This window comes from Luteolibacter luteus, from assembly GCF_012913485.1.
Taxonomy (GTDB): domain Bacteria; phylum Verrucomicrobiota; class Verrucomicrobiia; order Verrucomicrobiales; family Akkermansiaceae; genus Haloferula; species Haloferula lutea.
The window spans coordinates 919057-935830 of sequence record NZ_CP051774.1 but is presented as its reverse complement, the minus strand read 5'-3'; the positions used below and the strand labels follow the sequence as shown (position 1 = coordinate 935830).

General features: G+C 60.2%; 11 protein-coding genes and 1 tRNA gene. 6 read left to right on the top strand and 6 right to left on the bottom strand.

The features are described from left to right. Window positions 1-189 precede the first annotated feature (189 nt). Window positions 190-266 (top strand) — tRNA-Pro (locus HHL09_RS03680). 530 nt (window positions 267-796) lie between these two features. Then, window positions 797-1834, top strand: coding sequence for a L,D-transpeptidase (locus HHL09_RS03675; RefSeq protein ID WP_169453134.1), 1038 nt, complete (start codon window positions 797-799; stop codon window positions 1832-1834). A 152-nt stretch (window positions 1835-1986) separates the two neighbouring features. On the opposite strand, the gene HHL09_RS03670 is transcribed toward HHL09_RS03675, so the two are convergent. The 5 genes from HHL09_RS03670 to HHL09_RS03650 form a co-directional block, all read right to left on the bottom strand. Further along, window positions 1987-2466: a hypothetical protein gene (locus HHL09_RS03670; protein ID WP_169453133.1), complete on the bottom strand. Its 480-nt coding sequence runs from the start codon at window positions 2464-2466 to the stop codon at window positions 1987-1989. A gap of 92 nt (window positions 2467-2558) precedes the next feature. Further along, the gene (locus HHL09_RS03665) at window positions 2559-4091 is read right to left on the bottom strand and encodes a tyrosinase family protein (RefSeq protein WP_169453132.1); all 1533 of its coding nucleotides are present in this window, start codon (window positions 4089-4091) and stop codon (window positions 2559-2561) included. A 48-nt stretch (window positions 4092-4139) separates the two neighbouring features. Next, complete coding sequence (locus tag HHL09_RS03660; RefSeq protein ID WP_169453131.1) at window positions 4140-6368, bottom strand: redoxin domain-containing protein; 2229 nt, start codon at window positions 6366-6368, stop codon at window positions 4140-4142. Window positions 6369-7104: 736 nt separating this feature from the next. Next, entirely contained in the window at window positions 7105-7437 is a 333-nt protein-coding gene (locus HHL09_RS03655; protein WP_169453130.1) for a hypothetical protein, read from the bottom strand. Between the two features lie 7 nt (window positions 7438-7444). Then, window positions 7445-9031 carry a S8 family serine peptidase gene (locus HHL09_RS03650; protein ID WP_169453129.1) on the bottom strand — a complete coding sequence of 529 codons (1587 nt, stop codon included), beginning with the start codon at window positions 9029-9031 and terminating at the stop codon, window positions 7445-7447. Between the two features lie 373 nt (window positions 9032-9404). On the opposite strand from HHL09_RS03650, the gene truA reads away from it, so the two are divergent. Next, the gene (truA, locus tag HHL09_RS03645) at window positions 9405-10181 is read left to right on the top strand and encodes a tRNA pseudouridine(38-40) synthase TruA (protein WP_169453128.1); all 777 of its coding nucleotides are present in this window, start codon (window positions 9405-9407) and stop codon (window positions 10179-10181) included. Window positions 10182-10294: 113 nt separating this feature from the next. Further along, a complete protein-coding gene (locus tag HHL09_RS03640) occupies window positions 10295-10804 on the top strand; it encodes a hypothetical protein (protein ID WP_169453127.1) in 510 nt (169 codons plus the stop codon). Between the two features lie 11 nt (window positions 10805-10815). Here HHL09_RS03640 and HHL09_RS03635 read toward each other — a convergent pair whose 3' ends face one another. After that, the gene (locus tag HHL09_RS03635; RefSeq protein WP_169453126.1) at window positions 10816-11379 is read right to left on the bottom strand and encodes a pseudouridine synthase; all 564 of its coding nucleotides are present in this window, start codon (window positions 11377-11379) and stop codon (window positions 10816-10818) included. 233 nt (window positions 11380-11612) lie between these two features. Here HHL09_RS03635 and HHL09_RS03630 point away from each other — a divergent pair, with 233 nt between their 5' ends. Next, on the top strand, window positions 11613-12677 hold the full coding sequence (locus HHL09_RS03630; protein ID WP_205760974.1) for a helix-turn-helix transcriptional regulator: 1065 nt from the start codon (window positions 11613-11615) through the stop codon (window positions 12675-12677). Window positions 12678-12726: 49 nt separating this feature from the next. Next, window positions 12727-16773, top strand: coding sequence for a DUF1592 domain-containing protein (locus HHL09_RS03625; RefSeq protein WP_169453125.1), 4047 nt, complete (start codon window positions 12727-12729; stop codon window positions 16771-16773). Window position 16774 lies beyond the last annotated feature (1 nt).

Sequence of the window (16774 nt, the reverse complement as noted above, 5' to 3'; positions counted from 1 at the left end):
AGCGTATGTGTTTTACCAAGGTCACGATGAAGTTTGGGGCGGCTTAGTTCCTTCGGTCCATTACAAGCGATAGAGCAATTTCTTCTACGTGGCGGGACTCCAGTCACATTTCTCTTGCAGCTTGGTCAAAAATCGCCAAAAAGCCCGCCCGCCTTTCCGACCAGAGGAAAAGGTTAGTCAATGAATCATCGGGGTGTGGCGCAGTCTGGTAGCGCGCTTCGTTCGGGACGAAGAGGCCGTGGGTTCGAATCCCGCCACCCCGACCACTTAAAAGGGTCACCTTTGATTCCGATGCTTTGCATAGCTCTGTGTCGTGGCGGGATGAGAACCCTTGCGCGAAGCGCCCTGGGTTTGAAGTCAGCGGGAGCGCTAGCGACCATCCTTCGTCGGCAAAGCCGCAAACTGGAGTGGACCAGAGGTCAATCCCGCCACCCCGACCATCTCAAATGGTGTCCCTGTCGGGATCGTCCTGCAGGTTGGGTCGCTCACGGATCGCCTCAGCGAGGCCCTCGATAGAGCCCTCCAGGTTGTTCCGCGCGAGCCCTTGCCACAGCGTGAGCAGCCTCTGATATTCCTCGCTCCTGTTTCGAGCGGATTGATCGAGGCCCTCGTGCCCTGCGTGTGCAGTCACTGCTCACATTCGCGTCCGATGCTGACTTCGAGTTCACACTCCAGCCTTGAATCGGAAGTCGTGTTTCCCTAACACCTTAGTGTCCCTCTCCATCATTGTTCGGTCCAGCTACCAAGGGACCTGGGGGGGATTGGGGAAAGTCTAATGCTTAACAGGAAGCGACACATGAGAACTCGAATTCTGAAGCCCTTCGCGCTGGCCTCACTGCTAGCCCTCTCCTCGTGCTCGGTGCAAAGCGGAACGGATCTCACGAAGAGCCAGACGGCCACCCAGACCAGCGCGATGGCGCAGCCGTCCTTCCATACCAAGGGCTCGCCCACGGGCAAGCCGACCGGTCCGCTCAAGCCGGGCGAGTACTGGTGGAATCCGCAGATGTCTCCCGCGGGGCCGGTGGTGGTTCTCGTGAGCCTGCCGCTGCAAACGATCAGCGTTTACCGGAATGGCATCTTGATCGGTCGCTCCTCAGTCAGCACCGGATCGAAGGGCCACGAGACGCCCTCCGGTGTTTTCACGATTCTGGAGAAAAAGCAGACCCATTACTCCAGCACCTACGACGACGCGCCGATGCCAAACATGCAGCGCCTGACTTGGCAGGGCATCGCGATGCACTCCGGCAATCTCCCGGGCTATGCTGCCAGCCATGGCTGCATCCGCATGCCCTATGATTTCTCCACGCTGCTTTACTCGATCACCGCACGGGGAGCCACGGTGGTGATCGGCAATAGCAAGAATCAACCGCACTTCGCGGCGAATCCCGGCCTGATGCTTGCGCCGAAGGACTTCAACTCCGGGATGCTCAAGCCGCTGGCCAAGGGTGAATACGACTGGAATCCCAAACGCAGCACCAAGGGTCCGATCACCATCATGGTCAGCTCCGCGGATCAATCGATCTATGTTTATCGTAACGGCCAGCCCATCGGCCGGGCTTCGGTGCAAGTGAAGGGCCGTCTGGGAGACCATGTTTTCACCTTGCTCGACGGCGTGAGCGGTGGCAGCAGCCCCTTTGCCCCGGGCAGGGCTGCCCGGAGATGGATGAGTGTCAGTGGCGGCAGCGGCTCGCCCCATGAGCTCGCGTCCAAGGTGAGCTTCTCTCCCGAGTTCGCGCAGAAGGTGGATGACTTGCTCTCTCCCGGCGCGACCATCGTCGTCACGGACAGGCCAGCCACACGCTCGGCGAATGAGCTGAATATCCTCACCAATTGAAGAAGGTCCATGGGTGGCGAAGCGGGAAGTGGGGTGTCCTGCTCCTTACCTCAGGCCTGTCAGATGGTCGTCGCTTTGGGGATCGGGCCGCGTAAATCCGGTGTCGAGATGAGACCCGGTTGCCACGGATCGTCGCATTTCACATGCGGAAATCACCTGCCGGGGGCCTCTTGTGCCCTAGTGAGGAGTCGAGCCCGCTGCGAACCTTGGCTTCTTAGCGCGAGGCTATTCCAAGCGAAGCCAGCGACCATTAACAGAACGCCTCCATTCAGCCCCCAGTGGAGTTCGGGCGCGTAGCGACGGAAGAGAAAGAGGCAGGCTGTGCCGGTGACTCCAAGCAGCAGCGGACCGAAGCCGACCTTGGGCGCTTGCTTCCCGAGAAGGAACAAATTGAACAAGAGCAAACCTGAAAGTACGGGTAACAGGATTCCCGGATAGGGTAGCTCTGAAAGTCCTGCGAGTCCCAAGGCGCTGCAATAAGCAGCCCAACACACGGGACACTTCGGGAAGAATGCGACAAGGATGCCGAGGACCAAAGTGCCCACCGTGCGCGCGGCAGGCACTCCGGCTTCTTTCTGAAGTCCGCCGTCTTCTTCGGCGGGTCCCTTCGCATTACATTGGCACTGCGCCATGGTAGCTGAAGCGGATAGGAGGAGGATGGAGTGTCAAAGGGAATCAGGTCCTCCGCATGCCGGATCGCATGGCGGAGGACCCTATTGACCGATCACTCGTTGCTCAGCAAGAGGCGGGCCTCCACGGTCGGATTGCCCATCAGCTTGTTCGGGAAGCGGTCGCCGACGACATTCTTGTTGAGAGGTTCGACCTGGACGCTGAGCTTCCCGCCGGTGACTTCTTCCAGCGGCAGTTCGAAGTCGAAGTGAACGATCGCGTTGTTTACGCAGTTCTCACATTTGTCCGCTTCGTTCGGCTGGAAGAAGGCAGTGGAAGCGATGGTCTTTCCGTCCTTCTGGAGATGGACGGAAAAGCTGCCCGGGATTTTCAAGCGGTTCAGCCCTTTCACCCGCACGTTGACGAGGTTCGGCTGAACTTCGAATTTCCGGGAAGCGAGGCTGGCCCTCACGGTCTTTGGCTGGAAGCTCAAGGCTTGGGGTGCTACGGGTTCCTCGTAGTCGACGTCCAGGGACGCCACCGAATCGATGATCGACACGGTAGTGAAATTCAGCGGAGAGGTCGAGAACGGATCCAGCTTCTGCAGGATCGGCAACGTGAAGATCTGGTAGCTGAGAGGATCCCCGGTCTTGTCGATCGTGCTTAGCAGGCCGTTGAGATCGGTTGCTTGCATGGCCTTCTGCCACTTCCAGAAGAGGCGGTCCCAATTGCAGTGGAAGAAGAAGAACACGGGATCGAATGCGGCCACGTTCTGGTCACCCATGGTGGTCCCGATCGACACGTGTCCGCTGTCGTGGGCGGAAATGATGGCATTGTTCGGTGCTCCTCCGAAGAGTCCGTGGAAGTCCTCCCAGTCGGTCTTGCCGAGGGCGCGAGCGATGTCGCCATTCACATCATAGTTCTGGAGAGAAGCCGCGATGTCCTCATAGCTATAGCGTTCGGTGACATAGCCCTTGTTGAAGCCCTGTCCAATGTCGCGGGGAAGCGTGTATTTGTCAAAGGGCGGCTGCTTTAGCACCTCCGGGAAGGGCTTCGTGATGTCCCAATAGGGCAGAGTGACGGACTCGCATCCCGGGATGGAACGGAGCGCGTTCTCAAAGACCAGGAGATAGGGGCGATGCCAGGGATTGTAGCCGGGTGCGTGGTGCTGGCAGAAGAAGCGCGGCGGTGTGCCAGTGCCAGGGAGCCAGTGGATCCCCGCGAGCCTGAAGAAGCTTTGCGGATCATCGGGATCCTTGGTGATGATGCCCTCGAAGGCCTTCTTCAGCAAGGTGAGTTCATCGGCTGTCAGATCTTCGATGTTCTTGCGGATGCGCGACGGGACGGACGCGGTGAGAGTTGTGGCGGGGGCGAACTTTTCCGAAGGAGCATTGGTTCCCTTCGGGCAATCGTTCACCATCCAGTTGAGGAAGGTCTGGACCCAATCGTCCGCCCAAGGGCGGCCCGGAGGCATGTTTTTGCTGGCCACCTGGCCGTAGATGATGCTCGCGTTGTCCCGGACCACTTCGTAGATCGAGAGGTCCAGGCCCTGCTCGCGCATGTGATCGATGTCCTCTTGGACAAACATGTGGCGGATATCGGAATACCAGGTGGGATTCGCGACCGGAGTAGTGGTAATGGCTGGCATGGTAGGAGGAGGTATGGAGCTTGTTGCAGAAGGAGGAGGGGCGTTTGACTAGCGCGCGCTAGCTGCCTGCTGCCGGTTTTCGTCGCCGGCGGGCTTGGCTGGCAAATCAGCGAGAAGCCCGGCGATGTTCATGTAAGGGCTGGATCCGTTGGTGCTCCAAGTGACCACGTCTTTGTCATCGATGACGTAGGTGCCGTGGGCCAGATCGGTTCCGCGGGAACAACCGTAGGCCGCGAAGGCCCGGCCCTCCGGATCGGCAAGGATAGGGAAGGGGCTGGGGGTGGCTTCCAGCGCGGCTTTCAGCGAAGCCTCATCGTCGGAACTGATGCCAATTACCTGGACGCCCTTTTCCCGGAAGCGCTCATGGAGTGCGGTGAACTCCGCCACTTGGCGCGAGCAGTGGACGCAGCCGTGACCCTTGAAAAGGAATACCACGCGCGTTTGCCCGGCGAAGTCTTCCGCCCGGTGCTGGCGACCGTCTCCATCGCGCAGGTCGAAGCCAGGTGCGGCGGATCCGCGGGGAAGTGCGGGAGGCAGGCTATTGCTCGCCACGGGTGCCTTCGGATCCCGGATGTCCACGAGCTGCATCATGCCTTGATCCTCGTGATCGAGGATGTGGCAGTGTTGGACGAAGGTGCCGATGAAATCATCGTAGCGGGTGCGGAACTTTACGGTCCCGTTATTTGGCACCCAGATCGTGTCGCGCCAGACTGGCCCATCCGTGAGTTGTTCCACTTGCGGGCTCTTTGGATCAGCCGGATTCTGCGGCCCCATGATCGAGAGCACTTCGAAGGGATTCACATGGATGTGAAAAGGGTGGCCGGTATTGATCCCGCCGCCATTCCTGACGCTGACGGTCCATTCGTCGGTGTTGCCGAGAAGCAGCTCCTTGGCTTGGTCCATGTCGAAGGACTTGCCATCGATCGTGAAGATCACGCCGTTTGACACCGGCAGAATGCCGTATTGGGCGGTTTGGTTGGCGTCGATCTTGGCATCTTTTAGCGAGGGTAGGCGGAACTTGGTGAGCTGATCGTCCGTTGGCAGCTTGCCTGTTCCGGTGGGCCCCTCCACAACGATGCGAGCGATGTATTTGAGTGGTTCACCTTGCCCGGAGATCCCAGCGGTGGTCGCTTGATCGACCAACAGGAACTCGCCCGCTTGGGCAGGTGCCTGGACCAGCACGTCGGAGCGGTAGCCAGGCAGGAGCTCGATGACATTCTTGCGGATCGATTTCCCCAAGGCCAGTCCATCGACGGCGATCTCATGGAAGGGGATTCCTTGGGTGATCCCATCCAGGGTGGTGATCTGGAGGTCGATGGCCTCGCGCTGGCCGCTGTCCACGATGCGCCACCGCTCGACTTGGCCCGGGCTCATCCGGATCACCGGGAGTTGGACTCCGTTCACCGTGGTATAGCGGCCCAAGGTGGACCAATCTCCGGGGCCGAAGATATAGGCAGCCAGATCCTCCTCAATGATCCCTTCGGGGAAATTGAAAGTGACCTCATTGCCCGCGTCGTCCTCCAGCGTGTTCTTGTAGATGTAGGGAATCTGATTGAGCACCATCACGCGCTCTTTCGCGGCCTTGATCTCCGGGACTTCGTCGAGACCTCCTTCGATGATCAGGGCACCAGACATGCCGCTGGCCACGTTGCCCGCGGTCGAGCCGTGGCGGTGGGCGTGATACCAGTAGGTGCCGCAGGTGTGGTCTTTGGGTATCACGATCTCATACTCCTGAGTGGCCCCGGGGCCGATCTCGATGAGCACGTTGTCGCTGATGCCATTTGGGGAGACATGAAGACCGTGGGTATGAAGGTTGGTCGTGTTGAAGTCGTGGAGCGTGTTCATCGCATCCTTTTGCCACGCCTGGGTCGGGAGGTTGTTCCTCACCGTGAGCCGCAGGGTGTCCCCGGGCCTGGCGCGCAAGGTGGGGCCGACCAGGTTGCCGTTGTAGGTGCGGAGGTAGACCGGATCATTGCCGATGAAATTGCGTGCATAGGTCGCCACGAGTTCGGCGGTGAGGACGCCGTTGCGGGAGCGGATTTCTTCGGGCTCGGTATAGCCATTGAGGGTCTGGATCGCGAGCGAGGCGCGCTGCGGCGCCGCGAGGCCTGCGTCCAGTTCCAGCTTCTGAAGTTCGGGGATTTGCAGCCCGTTCGAGAATCGGGGAGCGGCTTGGAGTTCTGCTATCGGCGGAACGGCGGGAGCGGTTTCAGCGAACTTCTGCCATTTCCGGGAAAGCATCTTCCGCGCGTTCTCCGCGTCGGCACGCTCTTTCACGAAGTTGCGACCGGCGTCAGGATCACTCGTTGAAGCGGGCGCATTCTGTGCCTTTGCGGGTGGAATCCACAAGAGGGTGGTCGTCGCGAAAAGGGCCGGTAGGAGGTGGGATGGTGTTGCGCGGTTCATTGTCGGTGTGGGAGAGGAAGGGTGAGGGTCCGAGCTGCCGCCTCACCATGCATCACCGTCGTTCGGGGACACTGCAAGGGAGGGGCTGGAATGACTCAATTGGGAGCGCGCCGCCGCGCGGAAGAGTTGTGTGTGTTGTTCCGATTGGTTTTGGATGTCTTTGGGTCAGATATTGGATTTGTTTGGAGGTGTCTACTTCAAAGGTGATCGTGATTGTCATGTGAATGGTGTCAATGTTGTCATCTGATGAATGTTATAGGTGGGGTGAAAATCGGACATATTGATAAGCTGTGGGGGCGTATCTTGCTTCGTGTTAGGGAGTGTTCCGATTCGTCAGATGGGTTCTTTCTTCCGGTCGCAAACCCCATTCGGCACAGCTGGGCGCGCATCGAGCACGGGTGAGAATATTCGCTCATTGCCGGCGACGGTACTGGCGGCACTACCGCACAAGCAGATGGAAAACCTGTTTGGCCCGGTCTCCATTGCTGCTCTTCAAGAGCACTGAGAGCTACTCGTCTCTAACAGGTGGTACCGGGAACTCCGCCCAAACTGGAGTCAGCGGGCCTTTGTCGGCACCAATGCAAGGGCAAGGCGCCGTGCGACGAGCTCAAAGTGTCGCATCCACCTTCTTGACCACGGTAACCCGGTGGGCGCTGTCCTCCAGAATCTTGGCGACGGAATCCAACTCTTCTACGGGAACCAGCATCTCGACGGATTGGCCGGAGAGAGACATGGTGTCTGCTTTCAGGTGCGCTTCGTGCTTTCCCAGCTTGGTTTCGATGCCAGAGAAATGTTCTGCCAGCCAAGCCTTGCGGGCAGGGCGGTCCAGTTGAGGGGGAGTGCCGGTGAACTGCACGCCCAGCGCCACCGCTTCCTTGCCGTTATCGAGTTTTAGCAACTCACGGCGGCGACGCATCGCGGCAATCTCCTCCATATCCATGGCTGGACTATAGCCCCGAGAGGTTCAGGCGTCCAACTCCAACCTCCGTGGCGGGAGCGCCCAGCGGCTGGGTAGCGTTGCCGAGCAGTTCCGCGCGGAGCGCCGCCGGGGAATCGTCTTCGCCCCGGGCTCGTCGCCGTTGCAGTAGCAGGGCTGCAGCCCCGGAGACGATGGGTGTCGCCATGGAAGTCCCGCTTTCCGAGCGGCCGAGTTCGGCTCGGGTCAGGCCTGGCATCGGCACGCCGCGCGGGTCCCGTCGAACCACGTTTGCCGAGCGGATATTCACTCCGGGTGCTGCGATGTCCGGCTTTGCCAGGCCGGATGAGGCCGGGCCCCGGCTGCTGAAGTCCGCCGCAAGAAAGGTCCGCTTCGTGATGGCTCCCACTGTCAGTGCGCCGGCTGCACTTCCGGGGCAGGAGATCTCGCTGTCAAAGCTATCCCCCCGGCCGCGGTTGCGCAGGGCTTCCGCCTTCAGGCGTTCGTTGCCGGCGGCTACCACCACGAACACGTGATCCAGCAGCACCGCATTGTTTACGGCCGTGCACAGGACGCAGTCTCCCGAGTGGCATACATGTCCGTGGCCGTTCCAAGACCAGGAAGGCAGGTGATTGAAGCCCACGCTGAGGGAGAGGATGTCAGCATTCATGTCCAGCGCTGCATCGATTCCCCTTGTGATCGAGCTCGCGGTGCCGGTGCCGGTGTGATCCAGCACCTTGACATTGAGCAATGTGACCTGAGGGGCAATCCCGCGATAAATCTCATCACGGGAAGCGATCGAGCCGGCCACATGCGTGCCATGTGTTCCGGGGATTTCCACACTTTCCCCGCAGGTCTCTATGGAATCCGCCACTTGCAGCCACGGGTGCTTCAGGTCGATCCCGGAATCCAGCACTGCCACCCGGATGCCGCTGCCATCCAAGCCGGTATTCCGACTTAGGAAAAGTGGCAGTTCCAGATCGCCGCCAGCGTCGTCCATCAGGATCGCTTTGCGCGGGGCATCCATCTCAAGCAGGGTCACCTGCTGGTGGCGGGCCGCCTCTTCCATCTGCCCGCTGACAGCCCGGCAGGCGAAGCTCGCCGCGGTGATGGAATGTTGTGCTTCCAGTCCGGCGTTGGCCTTCAGCCACTCCCCCACCGGGCCCATGATATCCTGTACCCGCTGCTTGTAGGTCTGCCAGTTTTCACCCCGCTGCGGTGCAATGCGAGGCAGGCTGATCGCCAACGGAACTTCCGGCTCCGTCTGGCCACCCGGCGGGGCGAAGTCCAGCGCGAGCCGCGCCACACCTCGCGGCTGGTTTTCCCGGATGATGCCGGACATGGCGCTGCGCAAGAGGGGCCCCATCTTCTGTATCAGTGGTCGATCTGCCGCGAGGCTTTCAGCGGCGGCCATCGTGGCGAAAGGTCGTTCGGCCGGAGATGATGGCGGGGCTGTGGCCGCTTTTCTAACAGGGCTCTTCTTTGATGCGGCTTTTTTCCCGGTTGTTTTCTTTGCCGCCTTGTCGGCCGGAGCCTTTTTGGCGTTTGGCCTGGCGGTCTTTCCGGTGCTGCTCTTCTTCGCCGACTGCTTGTTCTTGTCTTGCCGAGGAGTCTTCATGTGCTTCGGGAATGGCCCCGGATTCCAGTCTTTGGTGACGCCTGTGCATCGCATCTCGCAGATAGGGCGTGCGAAAGAAGGATGGATGGGGAGGTTCTTTGGTAAGATGCCTTTTAGGGTGCCTAAGATAAACGGTAGGTACAACTCACGCACTAGGTTGAGATGAGTTTTGTCGCAAGGAATTTCAATCTTCCAAAGTCGCGCCTCCGGGTTCGGGCGATGGTAGCTGGGGATCCTGGTGTCGTCGGGCCATGCGTTCCCCGGGGATGAGCCTTGCCAAGGCTGGTCGCTGCAGAGGCTTCGTTTCGCATCCTTGGCGCGTGCAGGCCTATCTCTGCGTTGACGTGCGTCCTGAGGCGGCCACTCTCCGCGCGTGCGGTTGAAATTGATCCTTGCTTACGATGGCCGTGGTATCGGCGGCTGGCAGTCCCAGACGGGCGGAAACACGATCCAGGATTTGGTCGAAGCGGCGATCGCGGAGACGGCGAAAAAGCCCATCCGCATTCACGGTTCCGGGAGGACGGATGCCGGAGTCCATGCTCTGGCCCAAGTGGCGCATTTCGATGCTCCGGAGGACACCAACATGAATCCCTTCAACTGGGTGCCGGCGCTCAATACGAAGCTGCCTGGCTCGATCCGGGTAATGTTCTGTGAAGAGGTTTCGAGGGATTTCCACGCGCAATACTCGGCGACGGGGAAGACCTATCGCTACGATCTCTCCACGGAGCCGGTTCTTTCGCCCTTCCGCTTTGGCAGGGCTTGGCATTTGCCGCGGCAACTGGATCCCTTCATGCTGAAGGAGGTGCTGGACCTCTTTATCGGGCGTCACGATTTCGAGGCCTTCGGTGCGCGGCGCGGCTATGAGACGGAGGAAACCAATTGGGTGCGCACGATTTCCGGGGTCACGCTCGATCCGATCGAGTGGGGATGGCGGATCACTTACACCGGGGATGGATTCCTCTACAAGATGGTGCGGCTCCTGACTGGCACGGCGGTTCAGGCGGCGCAGGGAAGGTTGCGGCTGGACGAGGCGGCGGCCTACCTTGACCAGCCTCCCGGGCTGCCTCTCGGCAAGTCTCCGCATTGCGCTCCGGCGGACGGACTCTTTCTCGAGGCCGTCCACTATGGGGAAAAGTTGCGGAGAGTGTGAGAAATTCCGAGTCTTTTGGCGCTTGGGTGGGGTTGTATCCTTTATGCGTCTAGGTCTGGCTCCCGGAATCCGGGCTGGACGGACTTTCGAGAAAAGTTATCTTCTTCGCCCTCATGTCTTGGAAATCCGTTCTCGCCTCCTGCGGCCTGCTCTTTGCAGGCCTGCTTCCCGCTTCTGCTGCGGGTGAGGGCGGCTACTTCGATTGGGCCAACGCGAACGGATTGGTGGGCGTTTTTGCCGAGCCGGACGCGGATTTGGATCAGGATGGCATCACCAACCTGATGGCCTACGCCTTCGATCTTGCGCCCGTGAATGATCCGGAGGCTTGGGACAAGCTGCCTACCCTGGCGATGATCGGAGATCCGCCGGAGCCGGTGATGATTTTTGTGCTTCCGCCGGAAATTCCCCGTGATGTCAGCTATGTGGTCGAAATGATCACGGACGGCGGGAAGCGGATCGAAATCGCCCGCAAGAACGGTCGTGGCGGTTGGATCGGCACGGGGGAGATTTCCCGGCAAAAGCTGGAGGACGGCTGCACGCAGGTTACGGTGCAGATTCCGCTGGAAATGGAGATTCCGGAGGTGGCCAAGCCGCTGCGGTTGCGGGTCGAATTCCAGCCCTGAGTCGCCCTTTGTCAGCCGAGCAGTGCGCGATCTCTACGATCGAGTTCGCGCCATGTCCCGGGTTCCAGTGGAGCCAAGGGAAGATTTCCGATCGAGACGCGCAGGAGACGGAGCGTGGGATAGCCGACGGCGGCGGTCATCCGGCGGACCTGCCGATTTTTTCCTTCCGTGAGGGTGATCTCGATCCAGCTGTCCGGTACACTCTTGCGGAAGCGGACGGGAGGATCCCGCGGCGGAAACTCCGGAGATGGATCGAGCAGGGAAGCGCGGCAGGGCAGGGTCTTGTGCCCCTTCAGGTCGCCCCCCCCGGCGGAGAGGCGCTTCAAGGCGGCAGCGTCTGGCAGGCCCTCCACCTGCACGTGATAGGTGCGGGGGTGGCCATGCTTGGGGTCGAGCAACCGATTGACGATCGCCCTTTCATTTCCAAGCAAGATCAGCCCCTCCGAATCTTGGTCCAGACGCCCAATCGGGAAGACGTCTCTCGGAAATCCGAATTCGGCGAGGGTCCGCTGGCCTGGCTGATCGGGCGTAAATTGACTTAAGACGCCATAGGGCTTGTAAAAGGCGAGAAGCATCGGAGAGTGCCCGCGGATTCAAGTGAATGGCCCCGCCAGTCACAAGGACCGACGGGGCCATCTTTTCCCCCCCCAGGGAAAGTGAGAAAATTGTTCGCAAAATCGGACGCGATAGAGGGAGGGGACGCGTTTGCGATGAGAATCTAATGCCATGGATGGGCTTCTCCAACAATGCGTGTTGATACTTACGGGAGATTACGTACCTTCCTCTTCCGAGAAAGCATCCCAACATCGTGCTTGGAAAATCTTACTTCGATCTCGCCCGGGCGATCTATCGTGCGGCCAATTTTGACGATCTCGTTGATCTTTTGGTCGCGAAGCTTCCCCATCTCATCGGGGCCGATGAGGTGCTGATCATGGAGTCCTCTCCGCTGAAGGGGATCTGCCGGATTTCAGATCACGGTCCCATCGCGAAGCGTTTGGCGGAGCGGATGGACCTGATCAACAATCTCACGGGGCAGCATCCGATCTACAAGCGGGTGGACTTCAACGATCCGGGAGATCTCGGCTTTGCAATGAGCGATTACATTGCTCCTGCTGAATATCGGGAAAGCGAGTTCGTGCAGAAGGTCTTCGGGGACATGGCGATGAACGACGTGCTCTTCGGACTGCTCGTGTCCGGGAAGCGGCGCAGCGCCTACATCAATTGCTACCTGAGGAACCGCACCTACGCCTTCCAGGCACGCGAGCGCTTCGATGCCATCCTGCTCACCGCCCGCGGCGTGTTGGACAAGATGGAGGCGCATAACGTGGAGATGGCGGTGCGGCAGCAGATCCTGATGGCGCGTGCTGGCTCTCACATGGCGGTTTTCGTGACCAAGGGACCGGGCGAGATTTTCCCGCTGAACCACGCGGCCGTGAGGCTGACGGAAGCTTGGTGGAGTCCCGATGAGGCGACCTATCAGCTCAGCGAGCAGCGGATCAATTCGCTGGAAGTCGAGTTGGACTCCGCATGGGAAAACCCCGTGACCGCGAAGATGGTCGAAGTGAAGCTGGATCTCGGCGGCGGGGAGATCCCCGTCCAGGTTCTGCCGAAGCTTAATGGGGAGATGATCCTTTTATATCAGGTGCCGGGCGCCGATACCGATACCGAGGAGGCAATGTCGATTCTGACCCGCAGGCAACGCGAAATCATGGATTGGATCGCGGAGGGCAAGACGAGTGCGGAGGCTGCAATCATTCTGGGGATCAGCCCCCGGACTGTGGAAAAGCACCTCGAAGCGGTCTTCCAGCGCCTCGGCGTGGAAAACCGGATCGCGGCGATGCGCCGCTATCTGGACCTGCGCCGCGGGGTGTGATCGTTCGTCATCCCGACAAATTCCACGTGCCAGGTCCGTAGGGGCTTGGATGGCAGCCACGCGAAAACTTCATTTCACGATTGCGTGGCTGCTTGCCTGCGCGGCGCGTGTTTCCGCCGCGGAGGCTGCGGGGCGTTTTGACGAGAAGATCCGCCCGCTCTTGGGCGAGTATTGCCTCGATTGTCATTCGGAGGATGAGCAGAAGGGCGATCTCGATCTGGAGCGTTTCTCGACGCTGGAGGCGGTGATGAAAGATCCGGCCGTCTGGGAATCGGTCATCGAGCAGATCGAACTTGGCGAGATGCCGCCGAAGAAGAAGCGGCAACCCTCCCCGGAGCAGAAAGAAGAACTGCTCGCATGGACGCGTGGGATGCTCGGCGAGGTCGCTCGGCGTGACGCCGGGGATCCGGGACCCGTCGTCATGCGGCGGCTTTCGAATGCCGAATACACATGGACCCTGCGCGACCTGACTGGCGTGTCCTCGTTGGATCCCGCTCGGGAATTTCCGGTGGATGGTGCCGCGGGCGAAGGGTTCACGAATGCGGGTGCCGCTCTCGTGATGTCGCCGGCCTTGGTGGGGAAGTATCTGGATGCCGCGAAGGAAGTCGCCGCGCATGCGGTGCTCTTGCCGGATCGCATCGAGTTTTCTGAAAGCACGATGCGGCAAGATTGGACCGATGCGAAGCTCGCGGCCATCCGCGCGATCTACAGTCGCTACGCGGTGACCGGTGAGGGGCAGGCACTCAATCTTCAGGGCATCAAGTTCGACACGCTGGATGGCGGCGTCATTCCCTTGGAAAGGTATTTTGCCGCCACCTTGGAGGAGGGCGAGAGGTTGGCGAAGGGAGAGTTTGCCCGCATTGCGAAGGACCGTGGGCTTAGCTCGAAGTATCTGCAATCCTTGTGGCAGGTTCTAAATGCGGAAACTCCTTCATTTCCCCTCAATGTGATCTCGCAGCAGTGGAAGGCCGCGAAGCAAGGAGAAGAGGTCCTCTTGGCCGCTACGGTGAAGCAGTGGCAGCATGCGCTCTGGAAGTTCAATACCATCGGGCACATCGGCATTAAGGATGGTCCTCTCTCATGGCTGGAGGCGGTGACACCGGTGACTGGAGCGCAGGAACTGCGGGTGAAGCTCGATCCGAAGGGCGGCGAGGATGTGGTGCTCAAGCTGAGTGTCTCCGATGCCGGAGATGGCAATGTGGGCGACGAGGTGCTTTGGGAGAATGCCCGCATCACGAGGCCGGATTCGTCCGATGTCGCACTCCGCGATGCGGTTCCATTGGCAAAGGCCGTGGGAGGTCGGATGGCATCAGAGCTTGATCGTGTAAATGTCTACCTCGCTGCTCTCACCGAAGTGCATCGGGATGGAAAGCAAGCACGGCAAGTTGCCGAAGCACGAGGCTTGGATCCTGATCTGCTGGAGAGATGGCTGAAGTTTGCGGGATTGGGTGAACAAGGAACGCCGACGATCAGCGGCCATTTCAAAGACAAGATCACCGACGTCGCAGGCAATCCGGCGGTGCAAGCCTTGGGCTCGCCGGAGACTCCGAGCATCACGGTGAACCGTTCTGCCGAAACGGCCCGCTTCAGCACGCTGACAGTTCCACCGCGATCGGTTCTGGTTCATCCTTCTCCCTCGCTTGAAGCCAACGTCGCATGGCGCAGCCCCATTTCCGGAAAAATTCGCATCAAGGGAAGCGTGGCGGATGCCGATGCAAATTGCGGAAACGGCGTGGCATGGCGCGTGGAGTTGATCCAGCGCAATGGTGTGACGGGCATTGCAGCGGACTTGATGGATAACGGTGGCAACCAGGCCTTCGAGAGTAGCGAGTGTGAAGTCGCGGAAGGAGATCTCGTGAAGCTCTCCATCGATCCGCGCGATGGACAGCACATCTGCGATACGACGCGAGTCGACCTGAGCATCGTCGGCGGTGGCAGCAGCTGGGATCTGGCGAAGGAAGTGGTGGATCGCTTGCACAAGGGCAATCCCTTGCCCGATCTCGCTGGGAATGCCGATGTCTGGCACTTCTGTGCGAATGCTTCTGTCGGGAAGAAGATCGAGATTTTCGCTTCTGGATCCATTTTCGCGAAATGGCGTGATGCCTTGCTCGCGGGAGAGGGCGATGAGGTGTTGAACTCTGCAGCACAAGCCGTGAAGGAACTTCTGGTGAGCGAGGTCGCGGTGGAGAATGTCGCGGACCGTGCATTCCGGGAAAGGGCACGCGATTGGCGCGGACCCCTCGGTTGGCTTGCGGCAGAAGCGGAAGATCTTCATTCCGCCGCGGGAGACATCGGGGCGAAAGCACCATCCGAACTTGAGTTCAGGATTCCCGCTCAGCTTGCGAAAGGCGCGGAGTTCGTGGCGAAGGCAAGGGTTCATCCGTTGCGCGGACTCGGCGGCACGGTGCAGGTCGATGCACGCCTTGCCCGAATGGACGCTTCTCCCGCTTCCTTGCAGCCGATCTTGATTCATGAGAGCGGAGCGGATCGTCCGCGTGTCGTCGAGGGGCTCGATGAATTCCGCGAGATCTTTCCCGCCGCGCTGTGCTACTCGAAGATCGTGCCTGTGGATCAAGTGGTCACGCTGCAGCTCTTCTATCGTGAAGATGATCAGTTGCGCCGGCTGATGCTGGATGAGGCCGAGGTTGAGGAGCTGGACCGCCTCTGGAATGAATTGCAGGTCGTAAGCTTGGCCCCGCTCAAACTGGTTGATGCCTTTGAGCAACTTTGGCAGTATGTGACGCAGGGCGGTGATCCCAGTGGCTTCGAGCCGATGCGCCAGCCGATCATGGATGGTGCCAAGCGCTTCCGCGAAGAGCAGGTGAAGGCGGAGCCGGTCCACCTCCAGTCGACCATCGACGTGGCCCGGAAAGCCTGGCGTCGGCCTCTCACGCCCGCGGAGGAGGAAAGCTTGCGGGGACTCTATCAAAAGCTGAGGTCAGATGAGATCGACCACGATGAAACGATCCGGCTCTTGCTCGCGCGCATCCTCACTGCCCCGGCGTTCCTGTATAAGGTTGAGAAACAGGGCGAGGGATCGAAGGCCTCGCCGGTGAGCAGCTATGAGATGGCATCGCGCCTCAGCTACTTCCTGTGGAGCACTGCCCCGGATGCTGAATTGCTGTCTCTGGCGAAGGATGGACGCTTAATGGATCCGGAGGTTCTGGCAGCCCAAGCGCAGCGGATGAGCCGCGACTCCCGAGTGCGCCGCTTGTCGACAGAGTTCGGTGCACAGTGGCTGCACACGCGCGGACTCGATCAATTGGACGAGAAAAGCGAAACGGTGTTCCCCGAATTCACAGGGATCCGGCAGGCCCTGAACGAAGAGCCAATCCGCTTCTTCACCGATCTCTTCCAGCGGGATGGGTCGGTGCTCGATCTCTTGGAAGCCGACCACACCTTCGTGAACGAAGCGCTTGCAAAATATTATGGCATCCAAGGCGTGAGCGGACCGGAGTGGCAGAGGGTTGATGACGTGAGGAAGCTCGGGCGCGGCGGTGTGCTCGGTTTTGGCGCGACGCTGGCGAAGCAGAGCGGCGCCTCGCGCACCAGTCCCATCCTCCGCGGCACCTGGGTCTGCGAGACCTTGCTGGGTGAGCACCTGCCATCTCCACCGAAGGATGTTCCGGTCTTGCCGGAACAGCCGCCCGCAAATCTCAGCGAGCGGGAGCTGACGGAGATGCACAGCAAGGACCCGGCCTGCGCGCGCTGCCACGTGCGAATCGATCCCTTCGGCTTCGCCTTGGAGAACTACGACGCGATCGGACGGCGGCGCGAGTTGGACGCCACGGGCTTGCCGGTGAATGCAAAATCCCGCTTGGCCAACGGCACGGAGTTCGCGGGCATCGATGGCCTGAGAGCCTACCTCGCCGGGGACAGGCGGAGCGATTTCACGCGCCAGTTCTGCCGGAAGCTGCTAGGCTATGCGTTGGGCCGTGGTGTGTTGTTGAGTGATGCACCGCTGCTCGATGCCATGCAGGAAGAGCTTTCCAAAAACGATCATCGGGTGGGCGTGGTGATCCGGATGATCGTGCGCAGCCCGCAATTCCGTGAGATCCGCGGAAAGGAACATCCGCAGCAAACCCTGAACCGCTGAA

What these genes read in the sequence shown, in the direction of transcription:
- HHL09_RS03675 (WP_169453134.1), top strand. Translation starts at nt 797, where the DNA reads ATGAGAACTCGAATTCTGAAGCCCTTCGCGCTGGCCTCACTGCTAGCC.
- HHL09_RS03670 (WP_169453133.1), bottom strand. Translation starts at nt 2,466, where the DNA reads ATGGCGCAGTGCCAATGTAATGCGAAGGGACCCGCCGAAGAAGACGGC.
- HHL09_RS03665 (WP_169453132.1), bottom strand. Translation starts at nt 4,091, where the DNA reads ATGCCAGCCATTACCACTACTCCGGTCGCGAATCCCACCTGGTATTCC.
- HHL09_RS03655 (WP_169453130.1), bottom strand. Translation starts at nt 7,437, where the DNA reads ATGGATATGGAGGAGATTGCCGCGATGCGTCGCCGCCGTGAGTTGCTA.
- HHL09_RS03650 (WP_169453129.1), bottom strand. Translation starts at nt 9,031, where the DNA reads ATGAAGACTCCTCGGCAAGACAAGAACAAGCAGTCGGCGAAGAAGAGC.
- HHL09_RS03640 (WP_169453127.1), top strand. Translation starts at nt 10,295, where the DNA reads ATGTCTTGGAAATCCGTTCTCGCCTCCTGCGGCCTGCTCTTTGCAGGC.
- HHL09_RS03635 (WP_169453126.1), bottom strand. Translation starts at nt 11,379, where the DNA reads ATGCTTCTCGCCTTTTACAAGCCCTATGGCGTCTTAAGTCAATTTACG.
- HHL09_RS03625 (WP_169453125.1), top strand. Translation starts at nt 12,727, where the DNA reads ATGGCAGCCACGCGAAAACTTCATTTCACGATTGCGTGGCTGCTTGCC.